Consider the following 19,615-nt stretch of genomic DNA (forward strand, 5'->3'; position numbering starts at 1 on the left):
CGTGCCCCGCCGGTGACCGCCGGGGCGCACCCGTCGGTCGCGCCGCCGCGACCGGGTGCCCACCCCGACACGGACGGGAGCGACATGGCCGTCGACACCCCGGGCAGCGACCCGAGCGCGACCCCGCCCTCGGTCACCTCCTCCTCGACCGCGACTCCGTCGTGGGCGATCGACCGGGGCGACACCGCCCTCGGGATCGAGCTCGGCTCGACCCGCATCAAGGCATGCCTGGTGGGGCCGCGCGGCACGGTCCTGGCCACCGGGAGCCACGACTGGGAGAACGCGCTCGTCGACGGCACGTGGACCTATGCGGTGGACGCGGTCTGGGCCGGCTTGCGGGCTTGCGTCGCCTCGCTCCTGGACGACGCCGAGCGCCGGCACGGCCTGCGCCCCACGACGGTCGGCGCCCTCGGCGTGTCCGCGATGATGCACGGCTACGTCGCCCTGGACGGTGACGGCGAGCTGCTCGTGCCGTTCCGCACCTGGCGCAACACGAGCACGGGGCGCGCGGCGAGCGAGCTCACCGAGCTGTTCGGGCAGAACATCCCGCTGCGCTGGTCGATCGCGCACCTCTACCAGGCGATCCTCGACGACGAGCCGCACGTCCCGCAGGTCCGGACGCTGACGACGCTGGCCGGCTACGTCCACCGGCGGCTGACCGGCCGCGACGTCCTCGGCGTCGGGGACGCGTCCGGCGTCGTCCCGATCGACCCGGCGACCAGGGACTACGACGCCCGCCTGCTCGCCCGGTTCGACGAGCACGTGGCCGCGCGCCGCCCGGGGTTCCGGCTCCGGGACCTCCTCCCCGAGGTCCTCGTCGCGGGGACGGGGGCCGGCACGCTGACCGCGGAGGGCGCGGCCCTGCTCGACCCGTCCGGCACGCTGCAGGCCGGCGTCCCGCTGTGCCCGCCGGAGGGCGACGCCGGGACCGGCATGGTGGCGACCGACGCGGTCGCGCCCCGGACCGGCAACGTCAGCGTCGGCACGTCGATCTTCGCGATGGTCGTGCTCGAGCGGCCGCTGGAGCGCGTGCACCACGAGCTGGACCTCGTCACGACCCCGGCCGGCGACCCCGTGGCGATGGTGCACTGCAACAACGGCGCCAGCGAGCTCGGTGCGTGGGCGGAGGTGTTCGGCCGGTTCGCCGCCGCCCTGGGGCACCCGACCGACCCGGACGCCGTCTTCGGCACGCTGCTGCGCGAGGCGCTGGACGGCGAGGCCGACGGCGGCGGCCTGCTCGCCTACAACTACCTGGCGGGCGAGCCCATCACCGGGCTCGACCAGGGCCGCCCGCTCGTGGTGCGCACCCCGGGCAGCCGGCTCACGCTCGCGAACCTCGTGCGCGCGCAGGTGCTCGGCGCGTTCGCCACCCTCAGCCTGGGCATGCGGGTCCTGGAGGAGGAGGGCGTCGAGGTCGACACGCTGTTCGCCCACGGCGGCCTGTTCCGGACCGCGGGCGTCGCCCAGCGGCTCCTCGCCGCGGCGGTCCGCGCCCCGGTCGGCGTCTCCCGCACGGCGAGCGAGGGCGGACCGTGGGGGATGGCCCTGCTCGCGTCCTACCTCTGCGCGGCGAGCGAGCAGGACCTGGGCACCTACCTGCGCACCGCGGTGTTCGCCGAGGCCTCCGTCGATGTCGTCGAGCCCGACCGCGGCGACGTCGAGGGGTTCGCGACGTTCCGCGAGCGCTTCGTCGCCGGGCTGCCGATCGAGCGCGCCGCCGCCGCGATCGACCTCTGAGCACGACCACCGACATGACCGTCACCCAGGCAGGAGACCGCCCATGACCGCCCAGACGCTGGACGCGTACGGCAGCGAGGTCCGCGACGCCGTCGCGCGCACCCGTGACGTCGTCGCCGCCCTGCACGCCGAGCTGCCCCGCTGGGGGCTGGTGGTGTGGACGGCCGGGAACGTGTCCCAGCGCGTCGTCGTCGACCCCGCCGCCGGGCCCGGGCCGGACGACCTGCTCGTCATCAAGCCGTCCGGCGTGACGTACGACGACCTCACCGCCGCCGCGATGGTCGTGTGCGACCTGGACGGTGGGCTGGTGGACGGCGAGGGGTCGCCGTCGTCCGACACCGCGGCGCACGCGTACGTCTACCGGCACATGCCGAGGGTCGGCGGCGTGGTGCACACGCACTCCACCTACGCGACGGCGTGGGCGGCTCGCGGCGAGGAGGTCCCGTGCGTGCTGACGATGATGGCCGACGAGTTCGGCGGCCCCATCCCGGTCGGCCCGTTCGCGCTCATCGGGGACGACTCCATCGGTCGCGGCATCGTCGAGACGCTGCAGGGCAGCCGGTCGCCGGCCGTGCTCATGCGCAACCACGGCCCGTTCACCATCGGCAAGGACGCCCGGGCCGCGGTCAAGGCCGCCGTGATGGCGGAGGAGGTGGCGCGCACGGTGCACGTCGCCCGCCAGCTCGGCGAGCCGCTGGCGATCGCGCAGTCCGACGTCGACTCCCTGTACGAGCGCTACCAGAACGTCTACGGCCAGGCCTGAGCCTGCCCCGTCGGACCACCCCACCCGCGCCCGTCCACCCAGCCAGCCCGCCCGCCCCGCCCGCCCAGCCAGGAGCACCCATGACCAAGCCCTACGCCGACCGCGAGATCTGGTTCCTCACCGGCAGCCAGGACCTGTACGGCGAGGAGACCCTGCGCCAGGTCGCCGAGCAGTCCCAGGCGATCGCCCGCGCGCTCGGCGAGTCCGACGAGGTCCCGGTCGAGGTCGTGTGGAAGCCGGTGCTGAAGAGCTCGGACGCGATCCGCCGCCTCGCGCTGGAGGCCAACGCCGACGACCGGTGCCTGGGCGTCGTCGCGTGGATGCACACGTTCTCGCCGGCGAAGATGTGGATCGCGGGGCTCGACGCCCTGCGCGTGCCGCTGCTGCACCTGCACACGCAGGCGAACGTGGAGCTGCCGTGGGCGGAGATCGACTTCGACTTCATGAACCTCAACCAGGCCGCGCACGGCGACCGGGAGTTCGGCTACATCCAGACCCGGCTCGGCGTCGCCCGCAAGACCGTGGCGGGTCACGTGTCGAACCCGGCGGTGCGCTCGCGCGTCGGCACCTGGGTGCGCGCCGCCGCCGGGTGGAAGGCCACCCACGAGCTGCGCCTGGCGCGCTTCGGCGACAACATGCGCAACGTCGCGGTCACCGAGGGCGACAAGACCGAGGCGCAGCTGCGGTTCGGCGTCGAGGTGAGCACCTGGGGCGTCAACGACCTCGTCGAGATGGTCGACGCCGTCGCCGACTCCGAGGTGGACGCGCTGGTCGCCCAGTACGAGGAGCTGTACGACGTCGTCCCCGAGCTGCGGTCCGGCGGCGAGCGGCACGAGTCGCTGCGCTACGGCGCGCGGCAGGAGGCCGGGCTGCGCACCTTCCTGGAGGGGCTGGGGGCCCGGGCGTTCACGACGAACTTCGAGGACCTCGGCGGCCTGCGTCAGCTGCCCGGCCTGGCGGTGCAGCGCCTGATGGCTCAGGGGTACGGGTTCGGCGCCGAGGGGGACTGGAAGACCGCGATCCTCGTCCGCGCCGCAAAGGTCATGGGGCAGGGGCTGGCCGGAGGCGCCTCGCTGATGGAGGACTACACCTACGACCTGGTGCCCGGCGAGGAGAAGATCCTCGGGGCCCACATGCTCGAGATCTGCCCGACGCTGACCACCGCGCGGCCTTCGCTCCAGGTGCACCCGCTGGGCATCGGCGGCCGCGAGGACCCCGTCCGCCTGGTCTTCGACACCGACGCCGGCCCCGGCGTGGTGGTCGCGATGGCGGACATGCGCGACCGGTTCCGGCTCACCGCGAACGTGGTCGACGTCGTCCCGCCGGACGCCGACCTGCCGAACCTGCCCGTCGCGCGTGCGGTGTGGAAGCCGCGCCCGGACTTCACCACGTCCGCGGAGGCGTGGCTGACGGCCGGCGGTGCGCACCACACCGTGCTCACCACCCAGGTCGGCGTCGAGGTGTTCGAGGACTTCGCCGAGATCGCCCGCACCGAGCTGCTGGTCATCGACGAGGAGACCACCCGCCGGTCGTTCGCACGGGAGGTCCGCACCAACCAGGCGTACTACCGGCTCGCGCAGAGGCTGTAGGCGGGGTCGGCCCCCTGGTTCCCCGCCCGCACGGACGACGGACCCGGACCGCTGCGGCGGTCCGGGTCCGACGTGCGTCCGGCGTGGGGGGCAGCCCCGACGGTGGCCGCCCGCGGCGTTACGAAGCCGTGACCCAGAGGGGTTGGACCCCACCTATGTGAGCGTTAACATGACCGCAGCGGGTCGCAGAAGACACCGCGCTGCCGTGCGCACCGGGTCATCGATGAACCAGCCGGCAGACGCGTCTCGAGGAGGAGAAGCATGAAGACCACCAACTTCACCAAGCGGATGTTCGCGGCCGGCGCCGCGGGGATCATGGCGCTGAGCCTCACCGCGTGCGGCGGCGGCGACTCCGGGGGCGGCGACGCCGGCGCGGGCGGCGACTCCGGCGGCGGCGACGGCGACCTGATCTCGGTCGGCTTCTCGCAGGTCGGCGCGGAGAGCGGCTGGCGCGCCGCCAACACGAAGTCCATCCAGGACACGCTGACGGAGGAGAACGGCTTCGACCTCAGCTTCTCCGACGCGCAGCAGAAGCAGGAGAACCAGATCCAGGCGATCCGGTCCTACATCGCCCAGGGCGTGGACGTCATCGCGTTCTCCCCGGTCGTCGAGTCGGGCTGGGACGCCGTGCTGGAGGAGGCCAAGGCCGCCGACATCCCCGTGGTCCTGACGGACCGCTCGGTGGACTCGCAGGACGAGACGCTCTACGAGTCGTTCATCGGCTCCGACTTCGTGCTCGAGGGCGAGACCGCCGGCAAGTGGGTCGTGGACAACCTCGGCAGCGAGCCGCTCAACGTCGTCGAGCTCCAGGGCACGACCGGTGCCGCGCCCGCCGTCGACCGCAAGGCCGGCTTCGAGTCCGCCATCGAGGGCAACCCGAACATCAAGATCATCGCCTCGCAGACCGGGAACTTCACCCGGACCGAGGGCCGCCAGGTGATGGAGGGCTTCCTCCAGGCCAACCCGGACATCGACCTCGTCTACGCCCACAACGACGACATGGGCCTCGGCGCCATCGAGGCGATCGAGGCGGCCGGGCTCCAGCCCGGCGTGGACATCAAGATCGTCACGATCGACGCCGTGAAGGACGGGATGCAGGCGCTCGTCGACGGCAAGATCAACTACATCGTGGAGTGCAACCCGCTGCTCGGCCCGGACCTCGCCGACATCATCAAGGACGTCGTCGCCGGCAACCCGGTGGAGAAGCGCATCGTGGTCGAGGACAAGGCGTTCGACCAGGCCGCAGCCGCCGAGGCCCTGCCGACCCGCGAGTACTGATCGCACCCGCCCGACCGGCCGCCGCGCCGCGCGCGGCCGGTCGGGTGTCGTCACCCCCCCCGCACGGAAGGTCAACGATGACAACCCCCTCGCCTGCGGTCGAGATGACCGGGATCTCGATCGAGTTCCCCGGCGTCAAGGCTCTCGACGGCGTCAACTTCAGGCTGTTCCCGGGTGAGGTCCACTCCCTCATGGGGGAGAACGGCGCCGGCAAGTCGACCCTCATCAAGGCCCTGACCGGCGTGTACGGGATCGACTCGGGCCGCATCACCGTCTTCGGGGTGCCCCAGACCTTCACCGGCCCCGCCCAGGCCCAGGCCGCGGGCATCAGCACGGTGTACCAGGAGGTCAACCTCTGCGAGAACCTGTCGGTCGCCGAGAACATCATGCTCGGTCACGAGCCCCGCACCGGCGGCCGGATCGACTGGCGCAGGCTGCGCCGCGAGGCGTCCACCTACCTCGCGCAGCTCGGCCTGGACATCGACCCGCGGTCGCTGCTCTCCTCGCACTCGCTCGCGGTCCAGCAGCTCGTCGCGATCTCGCGCGCCATGGTCGTCGACGCCAAGGTCCTCATCCTCGACGAGCCGACCTCGAGCCTCGATGCGGGCGAGGTCCAGCAGCTGTTCTCGGTCATGCGGGTGCTGCGCGCCCAGGGCGTCGCGATCCTCTTCGTCTCGCACTTCCTCGACCAGATCTACGCGATCTCGGACCGCCTCACCGTGCTGCGCAACGGCCAGCTCGTGGGCGAGTACCTCGTGGGCGAGCTGCCGCGCCGCCAGCTGGTGTCGAAGATGATCGGGCAGTCGCTCGAGGTACTCGAGCAGCTCGAGGACGCGCCCAGGCGCACGACGGCGGCCCGCACCGGCGCCCAGCCGGTCTTCCAGGCGATCGGTCTCGGGCGCCGGGGCGCGATCGAACCCTTCGACCTCGACCTGTTCGAGGGCGAGGTCGTGGGCCTGGCCGGTCTGCTCGGCTCGGGCCGCACGGAGCTCGCTCGGCTGCTCTACGGGGCCGACCACGCGGACGCGGGCGAGCTCGCCGTGGCGGGCAAGCAGGGCCGCATGCGCGGGCCGCGCGCCGCCATGAAGCAGGGCATCGCGTTCTCCTCCGAGCACCGCAAGGCCGAGGGCATCGTCGGGGACCTCACGGTCCGCGAGAACCTCATGCTGGCGCTGCAGGCCGACCGCGGCTGGGCCCGCCGGATCCCGGCGCGCAAGGCTGACGAGGTCGTCTCGAAGTACATCGCCGCGCTGGGGATCCGGCCGGCCAACCCGGACGCGCTCGTGCGCAACCTGTCCGGCGGCAACCAGCAGAAGGTGCTGCTCGGCCGGTGGCTCGCCACCGCGCCCAGGCTGCTCATCCTCGACGAGCCGACCCGGGGGATCGACGTCGGCGCCAAGGCGGAGATCCAGCGGCTCGTCGCGAGCCTGGCCTCCGACGGCATGGCCGTCGTGTTCATCTCGGCCGAGCTGGACGAGGTGCTCCGGCTGAGCCACCGGATCGCCGTCATGCGCGACCGCAGGAAGGTCGCCGAGATCGACAACGACGACTCGACCACGCTCGATGACGTGGTCGAGCTCATCGCCAGTGGGGGGACCTCCTGATGCAGCTCGTACGACACCGGCTCTTCTGGCCGCTGGTCGCCCTCGTGGCACTCCTCGTGGCCAACACCATCAACACGCCGTCGTTCATGAGCGTCCGCGTGCAGGACGGGCACCTCTTCGGCGCCCTCATCGACATCATGCGCAACAGCGCGCCGCTGCTCCTCGTGGCGCTCGGGATGACGCTCGTCATCGCGACCCGCGGCATCGACCTGTCGGTCGGCGCCGTGGTGGCCATCTCCGGCGCCGTGGCGCTGAGCTTCATCGGGTCGTCGCCGAACCCCGAGGCGCTGTCCACCGTGCTGGTCGCGGTCGGGATCGCCCTCGCGCTGTGCTTCGTCCTCGGGGTGTGGAACGGGTTCCTCGTCTCCGTGCTCGGGATACAGCCGATCATCGCGACGCTCGTGCTCATGACCGCCGGCCGCGGCATCGCGATGCTCATCACCGAGGGCCAGATCACGACGATCACCAGCCCGGCGTACCGGGTGATCGGCTCCGGGTTCTGGCTCGGGCTGCCCGTGTCCATCCTCATCGCCGGCGGGATCTTCGCCCTGGTCGCGGTGCTCACCCGGCGCACCGCGCTCGGGATGCTGATCGAGGCCGTCGGCATCAACCCGGAGGCGAGCCGCCTCGCGGGCGTGCAGTCGCGCAGCATCGTCTGGACGGTCTACGCGATGACCGGCCTGTTCGCCGGGATCGCCGGCCTCATGATCAGCTCGAACGTCATGGCCGCCGACGCGAACAACGCCGGCCTGTTCATCGAGCTGGACGCGATCCTCGCGGTCGTCATCGGCGGCACGTCGCTCGCAGGCGGCAAGTTCTCCCTCGGCGGCACGCTCATCGGCGCCTTCATCATCCAGACGCTCACCCTGACCGTGACGATCCTCGGCATCTCGCCGTCCGTCACCCCGCTGTTCAAAGCGATCGTCGTCATCGCGGTCGTGCTCATGCAGGCGCCGGTCGTGCGCCGCACGATGGCGTCACGCCGCCCGCAGGGGCCGCGTCCGGCCGCCGTCGAGTCCAAGCCCGTGGAGGTGGCGGCCTGATGTCCGCAGACCAGCTCGTCCGTCCCGGCAAGACCGGGGTGCTCGGCCGTGTCGCCGGCCTCGCCGGTGGCCGCGGCGGACTCGACCGGCGGTTCCTCCCGGTCGTCGGCACGCTCGTCGTGTTCACGCTCATGCTCGTCGGCGGCGGCAGCCGCTACGAGAACTTCCTGTCCGGCCGCGTGGTGTCGAACCTCTTCATCAACAACTCCCACCTCATCGTGCTCGCGGTGGGTCTGACGTTCGTCATCATCACCGGCGGCATCGACCTGTCGGTCGGGGCGGTGGTCGCCCTCTCGGGCATCCTCGGCGCGTCGCTGCTGCAGTCCGGGTGGCCGGCCACCGTCGTGATCCCGCTGATCATCGTGGTGGGCTCGGTGCTCGGGCTCGTGGTCGGGGTGATGATTCACGTCTTCGACGTCCAACCCTTCATCGCCACCCTGGCGGCGATGTTCCTGGCCCGCGGCCTGTCCTACGTGATCAGCCTGTCGTCCATCACGATCACCGACCCGACCATCGTGTGGCTGTCGAGCACGCGCATCCCGCTCGGGGAGACGTGGTCGCTGACGCCGAGCGTCATCATCGCCCTCCTCGTCGTGGCGGTCGGCTTCTACGTGCTGCACCACACCCGGTTCGGGCGCACGGTGTACGCGATCGGCGGTGCCGAGCAGTCCGCGACCCTGATGGGACTGCCCGTGGCGCGCACCAAGGTGCTCGTCTACGTGATCAGCGGGACCTGCGCCGGGATCGGTGGCTTCCTGTTCGCGGTCGGCTCCCGGTCGGGCTACTCGCTCACCGGTGTCGGCATGGAGCTGGACGCCATCGCGGCCGTCGTCATCGGCGGCACGATCCTCACCGGCGGGAGCGGCTTCGTCCTCGGGTCCGTGTTCGGTGTCCTCATCCTCGGCCTCATCCAGACCATCATCACGTTCGAGGGGACCCTCAGCTCCTGGTGGACCCGCATCGTGATCGGCGCGCTGCTGCTCGCCTTCGTGATCCTGCAGCGGGTCCTGGTGGTCCGCCGGCACTGACCCGTCCGCCGACCGACTGTCCGCCGACACCGCGCCACACGGCCGCACGTCGGGAGGGTGCGACCTCCCGACGTGCGGCCGGCGCGCATCGGTGACCGCGCACGGAGAGGAGACCCCCCGCACGACGCCCGCCGACGGGCCCCCGCACACCTTTGCCAAGTGGTAGGAGCACCATGATTGTTTCCCACGATCGGGTCCGCGCGTCAGCCGGTCTCGCTTCGCTGACCGTTTTCACCCTGGGAGCCACGCTCCTGGGTGGCGCATCTGCCGCCGTGGCGGCCGCGCCCGCCGAGGTGCTGCCCGACGGCGCCTGGGTCGACGAGTTCGACACCGCGGCGCTCGACGAGCACTGGACCGTCCTGAACGAGTCCACCGACAACTGGTCCCGCGACGCCGAGGCCGGTGAGCTGACCCTGACGTCGATGTCCGGCGACACCCACCAGACCAACAACTCCGCCCCGAACGTCTTCCTGCTCGAGGTGCCCGTGGGCGACTTCACGGCGGTGACCTCGTTCGAGGGTGCGGTGGACCAGAACTTCCAGGGCGCGGGATTCCTCGCGCTCGACGACCTGGACAACTACGTCCGCTCCGGTCTTGCGCACGTCGACACGGTCCCCGAGGGTCCGGTCGTCATCGAGAGCGCCGTCGAGACCCGCGGGGCCTTCGCCTCCTCGTTCGTCTCGCGTCCCGGATCCACCGGCGAGACGCTGCGCCTCGAGCGCGAGGGCGACACGCTCACCACGAGCTACTGGGCCGACGACGCCTGGGTCGTGGCGGCCGAGAAGACGGTCGGCTTCGACATCACGCAGGTCGGCCTGTACGCCTTCGCGGCGGGCGCCGCGGCGCCGCACACGGTGACCTTCGACTACTTCGCGATCACGCCCGCGCCCTCGATGCCGAGCCAGGAGCCGGAGCCGCCCGCGGTCGTTTCCGGCGGGCTCACCATCGACGGTGACGCCACCGACGTCGAGATGAGCCCGGACCTGTACGGGCTGTTCTACGAGGACATCAACTACGCGGGCGACGGCGGGCTGTACGCCGAGCTCGTCCGGAACCGGTCCTTCGAGTTCGACAGCTCGGACAACCAGGACTACACCGGCATGACCGGGTGGGACGTGGTCGAGCGCAACGGCGCGGCGGCCACCACCGCCGTGGTGTCGGACGAGGGCCGCCTGAACGAGACGAACCGGTTCTACCTCGACCTGGAGACCTCCGGCGCCGGCGCCGGCGTCCGCAACGGGGGCTTCAACACCCGCGAGGGCGTCCCCGTCGTCTCCGGCAACGACTACGAGTTCTCGGTGTGGGCCCGGTCCGCGACAGCCCAGACGCTGACCGTCGCCGTCGAGGACGCCGCCGGGACCACGACCTACGCGACCGGCACCGTCGCCGTCGACGGGTCGGACGAGTGGAAGCAGTACTCCGCGACCCTGACCGCCACGGGCTCCACGACGTCCGGGCGCTTCACGGTGCTCGCTGGTGCGGCCGGCGCGCTCGCGCTCGACATGGTCTCCCTCATGCCGGACGAGCAGTTCGACGGCCCCGTCAACGGCGAGTACGGCCTGCGCAAGGACCTGGGCGACAAGCTGGCCGCGCTCGACCCGTCGTTCCTGCGGTTCCCCGGTGGCTGCGTCATCGCCGGGACGTGGACGAACTACGCGGACAGCGACTACGAGGACCGGCGTCGGGCGTACTTCTGGAAGGAGACCATCGGTCCCCTCGAGGAGCGGGCGACGAACTTCAACTGGTGGGGCTACAACCAGACGTTCGGCCTGGGCTACCTCGAGTACTTCATGCTCGCCGAGGACCTCGGTGCCGAGCCGCTGCCCGTCCTGCCGGTGGGCACGAACGCCTGCGGCGGCCCGCCCGCGACGACGGACCCCGAGACGCTCGACATGCTGATCCAGGACACCCTGGACCTCATCGAGTTCGCGAACGGCTCCGCCGACACCGTGTGGGGCGCCGTGCGCGCCGAGCTCGGCCACCCCGAGCCCTTCGGGCTCGAGTACATCGGGCTGGGCAACGAGGACTCTCAGCGGGAGTACTTCGCCAACTTCCCGCTCTTCAAGGACGCCATCCGCGAGGCGTACCCCGACATGAAGATCGCCTCCAACTCGAGCTTCGCCTCGCAGGGCGCGCTCTTCGACGAGCTGTGGGACTTCGCCGCCGAGCAGGAGGTGGACCTGGTCGACGAGCACTACTACAACGACCCGGACTGGTTCCTCGCCAACACCCACCGGTACGACTCATACGACCGCAGCGGTCCCGGCGTCTTCATCGGTGAGTACGCGTCGCGCGGCAACACCTTCTACAACGCCATGGCCGAGGCCGCCTACATGACGGGCCTCGAGCGCAACTCCGACATCGTCAAGATGGCGTCCTACGCACCGATCTTCGCCAACGAGGACTACGTGCAGTGGCGTGACGCCAACATGATCTACTTCGACAACGACGAGTCCTGGGGCACGCCTAACTACCACGTGCAGCAGCTGTTCTCCACGAACCGCGGGGACCAGGTCGTGCCGAGCCAGTTCGACACCGAGGAGATCGAGGTGCCGACCGAGGACGTCTCGGGCGGCGTGTTCCTGTCGACGTGGGCGACGAGCGCCGCCTACGACAACCTCGAGGTCACCGCCGAGTCGGGCGAGGTGCTGTACGCGGAGGACTTCTCCGACGGCGCCGCCGACTGGACGCCCGAGCGGGGCACCTGGGCCGTGACCGACGGTCGGTACGTGCAGTCGTCCACCACGGTCGAGGACGCCCGCTCGCTGGCGCCCGACGCCTACGGCCAGGACTGGACGAACTACTCCTTCGAGCTCGAGGCCACCAAGCTCGCCGGCAACGAGGGGTTCCTCGTCGGCTTCGCGGCCAACGGTGCGCAGGACTTCTACTGGTGGAACCTGGGCGGCTGGGGCAACACCCGGTCCGTCCTGGAGCGGGCCGACGGCGCGCGCCAGGGTGAGGTCGCGGCGAAGGAGGACGTGCAGCTGGTCACCGGCCAGACGTACGACATCCGCGTCGAGGTCGACGGCCCGACCGTCCGGCTGTTCCTGGACGGCGAGCTGCACCTGGAGTACTCCGACGCCGTCCCGACCGAGGTGCTGCACCACGTCGTGACGCGCGACACCGAGACGGACGACCTGCTCGTCAAGGTGGTCAACTCGTCGCCCGCCACGATCGCCACCGACGTGAGCATCACCGACGTCGAGGTGGAGGGCACTGGCACCGCGATCGAGATGACCGCGGACTCGCTGACCGCCACCAACACGAAGGAGGACCCGGACAACGTCGTGCCGGTGTCCCGTGAGATCACGGGCCTGGGATCCGAGTTCACCTACAGCTTCCCGGCGAACTCGATCACCTTCCTGCGGCTCGGCGTGTCCGACCTCGTCGGCCCGACGTTCGCCGACGTGGTGGAGGGCCAGCCGTTCTACGACGACATCCGCTGGCTCGCCGACAACCGGCTGTCGACCGGGTCCGAGGTAGGGGGCCAGACGCTCTTCCAGCCGAAGGCGGCGCTGAGCCGACAGGCGCTGGCGGCGTTCCTCCACCGCTACGCCGGCTCGCCGAGCTACGTGCCCACGGACCCGCCGTTCACCGACGTCCGCCCGGAGGACACGTTCTTCACGGAGATCGGCTGGATGCAGTCCATGGGATACGCGAGGGGCAACGCCGACGGGAGCTTCGGGCAGACCGAGCCCGTGACCCGCGAGGCGGTCGCGGCGTTCCTCCACCGCATGGCGGGCTCGCCCGCCGTGCCGGATGCCGAGTCGTTCCCCGACGTGCCCGCCGACAGCGCGTTCGCGGACGCGATCGCGTGGCTGGCCGGCACGGGAATCACCGAGGGCCGGGCGGACGGCACCTTCGGTCCGACCGAGTCCATCACCCGCGAGGCGGTCGCAGCCTTCCTGCACCGCTACGACGCCCTGCCGCCGGCAGGGTGACCGCGCGCCGGCCGGGCCGGTGGGGTGACCCGCCGGCCCGGCCGGCCGTCGGCGTGCGCGCCGGCGCGCACGCCCCGCAGGACCTACGACCTACGACGTGCGACGACGCACGTCGACGTGTGAGCAGAGAGGACACCCGTTCGATGCAGCATCGACGGACAGCGGCCTTCACGGCCGCGGCAATGGCGTGCGGGGTGATGACCGCGCTCCCGATGAGCGCCGCCTCGGCGGCCCCCACCGACGGGCTGGTCGCGCACTACGCGCTCACCGGGACCGGGACCGGGACAGCCGTCCCGGACGCCTCGGGCAACGGCAAGGACGCCACCCTCATGGGCGGTGCCACCCTGAGCCCCGACGGGCTCGTGCTGGACGGCGTCGACGACTACGTCGACCTGCCGGACAACCTCATGGCCGGCCTGGACTCGATCAGCGTCGCCCTGGACGTGCGCATCGACCCGACCCAGGCGGGGGCCTACTTCATCTACGGGCTCGGCAACACCGACACCGCGACGGGCTTCGGGGACGGGTATCTCTTCGCGGAGGGCGACCCGCTCCGAGTGAGCATCGCGACCGCGAACTGGGTGACCGAGCAGACCACCGAGCCGGGGCGCAACCTGCAGCGGGCCGTCTGGAAGCACCTCACGTACACGCTCGCCGACGGCACCGGCATCCTCTACGAGGACGGCGTCGAGGTCGCGCGCAACGAGGACATCACGATCACGCCCGGCGACATCGGCGACGGCGTGACGACGGAGAACTTCATCGGCAGGTCGCTCTACCCCGCCGACCCGTTCTTCAAGGGTGCCGTCCAGGACTTCCGCATCTACGACCGCGCCCTGACACCCGACGAGGTCGCGGAGCTCGGCGGGATCGACGCGGAAGCGGCGGTCGCCGCCGACGCCGCCGCGCTCACGATCGGTGACACGTCCGCCGTGACCGGCGACCTGAGCCTGCCGACGACCACCCCCGGCGGCTCGGCGATCACGTGGGAGACCTCGGACGCCGACGTCGTCACCGCCGCGGGCGTCGTGACTCGGCCGGCCAACGGCCAGCCGGCCGCGACCGCCACGCTCACGGCGACCCTGAGCCGGGGCGGCGCCACCGCGGAGGCCGAGTTCACGGTCACCGTGGTGCCTCAGCCCGCCGATCAGGCACGCGTCGACGCGGCCGCCGCCGGGCTCGCGGTGCACGGCGTCGAGGACGTGCGCGGGGACCTCGTGCTCCCGACCACGGGCGCCGACGGCACGACCGTCGCCTGGACGTCGTCGAACCCGGCCGTCGTCGCCACGACGGGCGAGGTGACGCGTCCCGCCACCGGCTCGGCCGCGGCCACCGTCGAGCTCACGGCCACCGTGACGCTCGGCACCGGCGTCGCGACCCGCACCTTCACCGCCGTCGTGGCGGCGCTGCCGGTGCAGGCCGAGTACGAGGGCTACCTGTTCTCGCACTTCATGGGCGAGGGCCTCGAGCGGGGCGAGCAGGTCTACTACTCCCTCAGCGAGGGCGACGACCCCCTGCACTACACGCCGCTCAACGACGGCGAGCCCGTGCTCACGTCCGACGCGGGCGAGAAGGGCCTGCGCGACCCGTTCATCATCCGGTCCCCGGAGGGCGACAAGTTCTTCCAGATCGCCACGGACCTGCGGATGTTCGAGGGCGCCAGCGGCAGCTGGGACGAGGTGCAGCGACAGGGCAGCCGGTCCATCTTCATCTCGGAGTCCACCGACCTCGTGAACTGGACGCCGGGGCGCCTCGCCGAGGTCGCGCCGGCCGAGGCCGGCAACACCTGGGCGCCGGAGGCGTACTACGACACCGAGCTGGACGCCTACGTCGTGTTCTGGGCGTCGAAGCTGTACGCCGAGGACGACCCCCGGCACGCGGGCGACGCCTACAACCGCATGCTGTACGTGACCACGGAGGACTTCCACACCTTCAGTGAGCCGACGGTCTGGATCGACCCGGGCTACTCCGTGATCGACTCCACGGTCATCGCGCACGACGGCGCGTACTACCGCTTCACGAAGGACGAGCGGAACACCACCTCGAGCACGCCCTGCTCGAAGTTCATCACCGCCGAGAGGTCGACCGACCTGCTCTCGACCGACTACGAGCTCGTCGCCGACTGCATCGGCGCGGCGACCGCGACCAGCCCCGGGATCAGCGCGGGCGAGGGCCCGCTGGTGTTCAAGTCGAACACCGAGGAGCGCTGGTACATGTTCATCGACGAGTACACCGGCGGCGGGCGCGGGTACGTGCCGTTCACCACCACGGACCTCAGCACCGGCGAGTGGACGATGGTCCCCGACGGCGAGTACTCGTTCGGCAGCCGGCTCCGGCACGGCACCGTCCTGCCGATCACCGCGGCCGAGTGGGCCGCGCTGCAGGCCGAGTACGGCGCGGCGACGGACGCCGAGGCGGTCCAGGCCGACCTCGCCGCCGTGGCGGTCCCGAACCTGACCGACGTCCGGGGCAACATCACGCTGCCGACGACGGGCGCGGACGGCTCGACCCTCACCTGGGCCTCGAGCGCGCCGGCGGTCGTCTCGGCCACCGGCGTGGTCACCCGTCCCGCGACGGGCAGCCCCGCCACCGAGGTCACCCTCACGGTGACGGCCACGAAGGGGACCGTCACCGCCTCCCGGACGCTGGTCGCCGTCGTGCAGCCGATGCCCGTGCAGGAGGAGAAGGAGGCGTACTTCTTCCCGTTCTTCAAGGGGGAGACGGACACCACCTTCGAGGAGGTCTACTTCTCCGTCAGCGAGGGCAACAGCCCGCTCAGCTGGCAGTCCCTCAACGACGAGGAGTCGGTGCTCCGGTCCGACGTCGGCGAGGAGGGGGTCCGTGACCCGTTCATCATCCGCTCGCCGGAGGGTGACCGGTTCTTCCTCATCGCGACGGACCTCAACATGCACGACCTGTACGGCCGGTTCGACTTCGGCCGGGCGCAGGAGTCGGGCAGCCAGAACATCGTCGTGTGGGAGTCCACGGACCTGGTGAGCTGGTCCGAGCCGCGCGCGGTGGAGGTCTCGTCCGACTTCGCCGGCAACACGTGGGCGCCCGAGGCGTTCTACGACGCCGAGGCGGGCCACTACGTCGTCTACTGGGCCTCGAACCTGTACGAGACGACCGACGAGGCGTCGCGCGACGTGACGACGACCTACAACCGGATGATGTACGCGACCACGCGGGACTTCGTGACCTTCAGCGAGCCCCAGCCGTGGGTCGACGTCCGGCGTGGCCCGGGCCGCGGCATGATCGACGCGACGATCGTCCAGGACGGCGACACCTACTTCCGGTTCATCAAGGACGAGGGGCCGTTCACGGTCCGGCAGGAGCGCTCGACCGACCTGAGCGCCGTGGTCACCGGGAGCCTGCCGACGACGACCTCGTCGCCGTGGCAGCTCGTCAAGGAGAACGTGGGCGTCGGTCAGCCCAACCCCTGGGGTGGCACGTTCACCCAGGGCGAGGGACCCCTGGCGTTCCGCGACAACAAGGACCCGTCGCACTGGTACATGTTCATCGACCAGCCCTCGTACCACGGCGGCCAGGGATACATGGCCTTCGAGACGAACGACATCGCCTCCGGCGACTGGACGTCCATCCCGACGGCCGACCTGCCGTCCAGCCCGCGTCACGGCACGGTCATCCCGATCAGCCGGACCGAGCGCGAGCGCCTGCTCGCGGCGTACCAGCCGGACGCCCTCCCGGTGCCCGACTTCGTCGACGTCGTGGCTGGCCATGACTTCCACGACGAGATCCGGTGGATGGCCGAGCGGCGGATCAGCACGGGCACGCGGGTCGGGGGCGAGGTCTTCTACCGCCCCACGGAGTCGATCTCGCGCGAGGCCGTGGCGGCGTTCCTCCACCGGTACGCCGGTGACGGCTGGACGCCGGCCGCGGACGCCGACCCGACGTTCCCGGACGTGCCGTCGACGAGCCCCTTCTACGCGGCCATCGAGTGGATGGCGCACGAGGGGCTCACCACGGGGTACTCGGACGGGACCTTCGGGCCGACCGATCCCATCTCGCGGGAGGCGGTGGCGGCGTTCCTCTACCGCCTCGCCGACGAGCCGGCCGTGGCCGGTGCGCCGCGGTTCCCGGACGTCTCGCCGACGTCCGACTTCGCCGACGCGATCGCGTGGCTCGACCGGGCGCGCATCACGACCGGCCGTCCGGACGGCACGTTCGGCCCCACCGAGTCGATCTCGCGGGAGGCGGTGGCGGCGTTCCTGTACCGGTTCGACCAGTTCATGTTCCGCCCCGCGCGGGCGGCCGGCTGACGGCCCGGTGCTGACGGCCTGACCGGCCGGCACGACGACGGCGGCCCCGGGGGATGTCCCCCCGGGGCCGCCGTCGTGCGTGGGCGTGGTCCGGTGGTCAAGCTTCGTGCGGTGGTCGACCTTGGTGCGGACCGGGCGCGGGCGGTCGCCGTGCGCGGTGCGCTCACGGGCGCGCGGCGAACCTCTCCAGCAGGTCCGCGTGCCCGGACACCACGAGCAGGTCGTCCGGGGAGATCCGGGTGTCGGGCTCGGCGTAGACGAAGTCCTGGCCGGGCGACTTCACGCCGACGACCGTGACGCCGTAGCGCTCGCGGATCTTCGTCTGGGCGATCGTGAAGCCCTGCGTCTCGCGCGGCGGCCGCATCTTGACGATGGTGAAGCCGTCCTCGACCTCGATGTAGTCGAGCATCTTGCCCGAGACCAGGTGCGCCACCCGGGCGCCCGCGTCGGCCTCGGGCAGGACGACGTGGTGCGCCCCGATGCGCTGCAGGATGCGGGCGTGCTCGTTGGAGATCGCCTTGGCCCAGATCTGCGGGGTCCCCAGGTCCACGAGGTTGCCGGTGATCAGCACGCTTGCCTCGAGGTAGGACCCGACGCCCACGACGGCGACCGGGAAGTCGCGCGCGCCGAGCTGGTCCAGCGCCTCGGGGTTGGTGGCGTCGGCCTCGACGAGCGGGACGCGTCCGGACCACTGGGCCACCAGCTCCGGGGAGCGCTCCACGGCCAGGACGTCCTGGCCGAGGCCGTCCAGGGTGCTGGCGATCGACGACCCGAACCGGCCGAGCCCGATCACCAGGACGCCGGAGTCCTTGCCGGACCTCGCGGTCGCGCCCGCGCTCCTGCTGCCGCGGTCGAACCGGGTGCTGTCAGCCAATGATCGGCCTCTCCTCGGGGTAACGGATCACGCGGCGGCGGCTGCGCAGGGCGAGGGCCGCCGCGAGCGTCATCGTGCCAGTACGGCCGACGAACATCAGCGCGGCGAGGACGTACTTGCCGGCGTCCGGCAGGTCCGGCGTCAGGCCGGTGGACAGCCCGACGGTGGCGAACGCGGAGATCACCTCGAACAGGATGACGTCGAGGGTCTCCCCGGTGATCGCGAGCATCGCCAGGCTCGAGACCAGCACGATCGTCGCGCTCACCAGCGAGACGGCGATGGCGACCTGCAGCTGCTCGCGCGGGATGCGGCGCCCGAAGGCCTCGACGTCCCGGTCGCCGCGCGCCTCGGCGACGATCGCCAGCAGCATGACCGCGAGCGTCGTCACCTTGATGCCCCCGGCGGTGGACGCGCTCCCGCCACCGACGAACATGAGCGCGTCGTTGATGAGCCAGGTGCCCTCGCGCATCGCACCGACGTCGACGGTGGAGAACCCGCCGGACCGCGGCATGACACCGGCGAACAGCGACGCGAGCAGCGTCCCGTCCCAGTCCAGCGGGGCGAACGTCCTCGGGTTCGTCCACTCGTACGCGGCGACGACCACGGACCCGAACACCACCAGCGCCAGGCTCGTGGTGAGCGTGAGCTTGGCGTGCAGGCTCCAGCGCCGCGGGGTGCGCCACAGCTGCAGGAGGTTGAGCAGCGCGGGGAACCCGAGGGACCCGACGAACACGCCGATGATGATCGGCATCAGCACCCACCAGTCCGACAGGTAGGGGTTGAGGCCCTCCTCGGTGGGGATGAAGCCGGCGTTGTTGAACGCCGAGATGGCGTAGAAGATGCCGTGCCAGATCGCCTCGCCCCAGTCCTCGCCGAGCATCCGGAACCGGGGCACGAGGATCACCGCGATGGCCAGCTCGAACGACGTGGACGTCAGGATGACGACCCGCAGGAGCGACCCGACCTCGCCGAGCCGGCCGGTCTTCGTCTCCGCGCTGACCAGCAGCCGCTGGGTCAGGCCGATGCGCCGGGAGACCGCCAGGCCGAGGATCGAGGCCAGGGTCATCACGCCCAGGCCGCCGATCTGGATGCCGATGAGGATGAGCACGTGGCCCCACGTGGACCAGTAGGTCCCGGTGTCCACCGTGACCAGTCCCGTCACGCACACCGCGGACGTCGCGGTGAACAGCGCGTCGACGAACGGCGCGCGGTGGCCGTCCGCCGTGGCGATCGGCATCGACAGCAGCGCGGTGAACACCGCGACGACCGCGGCGAAGACGCCGATGGCCAGCCGCGCCGGTGACTGCCGCGCCAGGCGGTCCAGGCCGTCGCGCCCGGGGACGCGGTCGCGCATCCGGCGCAGGTCGTTGTCGACGGCGAGGCGGGGCAGCTGCATCGCATCTCACCGCCATCCACCTGCGCCGACCGACATGACCGGGCAACTCTGGCACGCCGCCGCGGTCCGGGCGCACCGGTCG

General features: G+C 71.4%; 11 protein-coding genes. 9 read left to right on the top strand and 2 right to left on the bottom strand.

All coding sequences use genetic code 11. The features are described 5' to 3' along the window. Window positions 1-84: 84 nt before the first annotated feature. The 9 genes from CAE01nite_RS02420 to CAE01nite_RS02460 all read left to right on the top strand — a co-directional run bounded on the left by CAE01nite_RS02420 (window position 85) and on the right by CAE01nite_RS02460 (window position 17,263). Complete coding sequence (locus CAE01nite_RS02420; protein ID WP_146899330.1) at window positions 85-1,737, top strand: xylulokinase; 1,653 nt, start codon at window positions 85-87, stop codon at window positions 1,735-1,737. 43 nt (window positions 1,738-1,780) lie between these two features. Continuing rightward, the gene (locus CAE01nite_RS02425) at window positions 1,781-2,500 is read left to right on the top strand and encodes an L-ribulose-5-phosphate 4-epimerase (protein WP_146899333.1); all 720 of its coding nucleotides are present in this window, start codon (window positions 1,781-1,783) and stop codon (window positions 2,498-2,500) included. An 80-nt stretch (window positions 2,501-2,580) separates the two neighbouring features. Then, complete coding sequence (gene araA / locus CAE01nite_RS02430) at window positions 2,581-4,089, top strand: L-arabinose isomerase (RefSeq protein ID WP_146899336.1); 1,509 nt, start codon at window positions 2,581-2,583, stop codon at window positions 4,087-4,089. Window positions 4,090-4,350: 261 nt separating this feature from the next. Next, entirely contained in the window at window positions 4,351-5,367 is a 1,017-nt protein-coding gene (locus CAE01nite_RS02435; protein ID WP_146899338.1) for an ABC transporter substrate-binding protein, read from the top strand. A gap of 77 nt (window positions 5,368-5,444) precedes the next feature. Next, complete coding sequence (locus tag CAE01nite_RS02440; protein WP_146899341.1) at window positions 5,445-6,971, top strand: sugar ABC transporter ATP-binding protein; 1,527 nt, start codon at window positions 5,445-5,447, stop codon at window positions 6,969-6,971. After that, on the top strand, window positions 6,971-8,014 hold the full coding sequence (locus tag CAE01nite_RS02445; RefSeq protein WP_146899344.1) for an ABC transporter permease: 1,044 nt from the start codon (window positions 6,971-6,973) through the stop codon (window positions 8,012-8,014). The genes CAE01nite_RS02440 and CAE01nite_RS02445 overlap by 1 nt, the downstream gene beginning before the upstream one ends. Next, window positions 8,014-9,042 carry a galactofuranose ABC transporter, permease protein YjfF gene (gene yjfF, locus CAE01nite_RS02450; protein WP_146899346.1) on the top strand — a complete coding sequence of 343 codons (1,029 nt, stop codon included), beginning with the start codon at window positions 8,014-8,016 and terminating at the stop codon, window positions 9,040-9,042. The genes CAE01nite_RS02445 and yjfF overlap by 1 nt, the downstream gene beginning before the upstream one ends. Window positions 9,043-9,314: 272 nt before the next feature. Continuing rightward, window positions 9,315-12,983: an alpha-L-arabinofuranosidase family protein gene (locus CAE01nite_RS02455; protein WP_186816383.1), complete on the top strand. Its 3,669-nt coding sequence runs from the start codon at window positions 9,315-9,317 to the stop codon at window positions 12,981-12,983. Between the two features lie 197 nt (window positions 12,984-13,180). Beyond that, window positions 13,181-17,263, top strand: a complete 4,083-nt coding sequence (locus CAE01nite_RS02460; RefSeq protein WP_146899352.1) for an immunoglobulin-like domain-containing protein — start codon at window positions 13,181-13,183, stop codon at window positions 17,261-17,263. 163 nt (window positions 17,264-17,426) lie between these two features. Here CAE01nite_RS02460 and CAE01nite_RS02465 read toward each other — a convergent pair whose 3' ends face one another. Together CAE01nite_RS02465 and CAE01nite_RS02470 are read right to left on the bottom strand one after the other, a co-directional pair. Beyond that, a complete protein-coding gene (locus tag CAE01nite_RS02465; protein WP_146899355.1) occupies window positions 17,427-18,137 on the bottom strand; it encodes a potassium channel family protein in 711 nt (236 codons plus the stop codon). Continuing rightward, the gene (locus CAE01nite_RS02470; RefSeq protein WP_146899870.1) at window positions 18,130-19,491 is read right to left on the bottom strand and encodes a TrkH family potassium uptake protein; all 1,362 of its coding nucleotides are present in this window, start codon (window positions 19,489-19,491) and stop codon (window positions 18,130-18,132) included. Before CAE01nite_RS02470 ends, CAE01nite_RS02465 begins: the two co-directional genes overlap by 8 nt. Between the last annotated feature and the right edge of the window lie 124 nt (window positions 19,492-19,615).

The sequence above is a fragment of the Cellulomonas aerilata genome (assembly GCF_007991755.1).
GTDB lineage: Bacteria > Actinomycetota > Actinomycetes > Actinomycetales > Cellulomonadaceae > Pengzhenrongella > Pengzhenrongella aerilata.

What these genes read in the sequence shown, in the direction of transcription:
- CAE01nite_RS02420 (WP_146899330.1), top strand. Translation starts at nt 85, where the DNA reads ATGGCCGTCGACACCCCGGGCAGCGACCCGAGCGCGACCCCGCCCTCG.
- CAE01nite_RS02425 (WP_146899333.1), top strand. Translation starts at nt 1,781, where the DNA reads ATGACCGCCCAGACGCTGGACGCGTACGGCAGCGAGGTCCGCGACGCC.
- araA (WP_146899336.1), top strand. Translation starts at nt 2,581, where the DNA reads ATGACCAAGCCCTACGCCGACCGCGAGATCTGGTTCCTCACCGGCAGC.
- CAE01nite_RS02435 (WP_146899338.1), top strand. Translation starts at nt 4,351, where the DNA reads ATGAAGACCACCAACTTCACCAAGCGGATGTTCGCGGCCGGCGCCGCG.
- CAE01nite_RS02440 (WP_146899341.1), top strand. Translation starts at nt 5,445, where the DNA reads ATGACAACCCCCTCGCCTGCGGTCGAGATGACCGGGATCTCGATCGAG.
- CAE01nite_RS02445 (WP_146899344.1), top strand. Translation starts at nt 6,971, where the DNA reads ATGCAGCTCGTACGACACCGGCTCTTCTGGCCGCTGGTCGCCCTCGTG.
- yjfF (WP_146899346.1), top strand. Translation starts at nt 8,014, where the DNA reads ATGTCCGCAGACCAGCTCGTCCGTCCCGGCAAGACCGGGGTGCTCGGC.
- CAE01nite_RS02460 (WP_146899352.1), top strand. Translation starts at nt 13,181, where the DNA reads ATGACCGCGCTCCCGATGAGCGCCGCCTCGGCGGCCCCCACCGACGGG.
- CAE01nite_RS02470 (WP_146899870.1), bottom strand. Translation starts at nt 19,491, where the DNA reads ATGCGCGACCGCGTCCCCGGGCGCGACGGCCTGGACCGCCTGGCGCGG.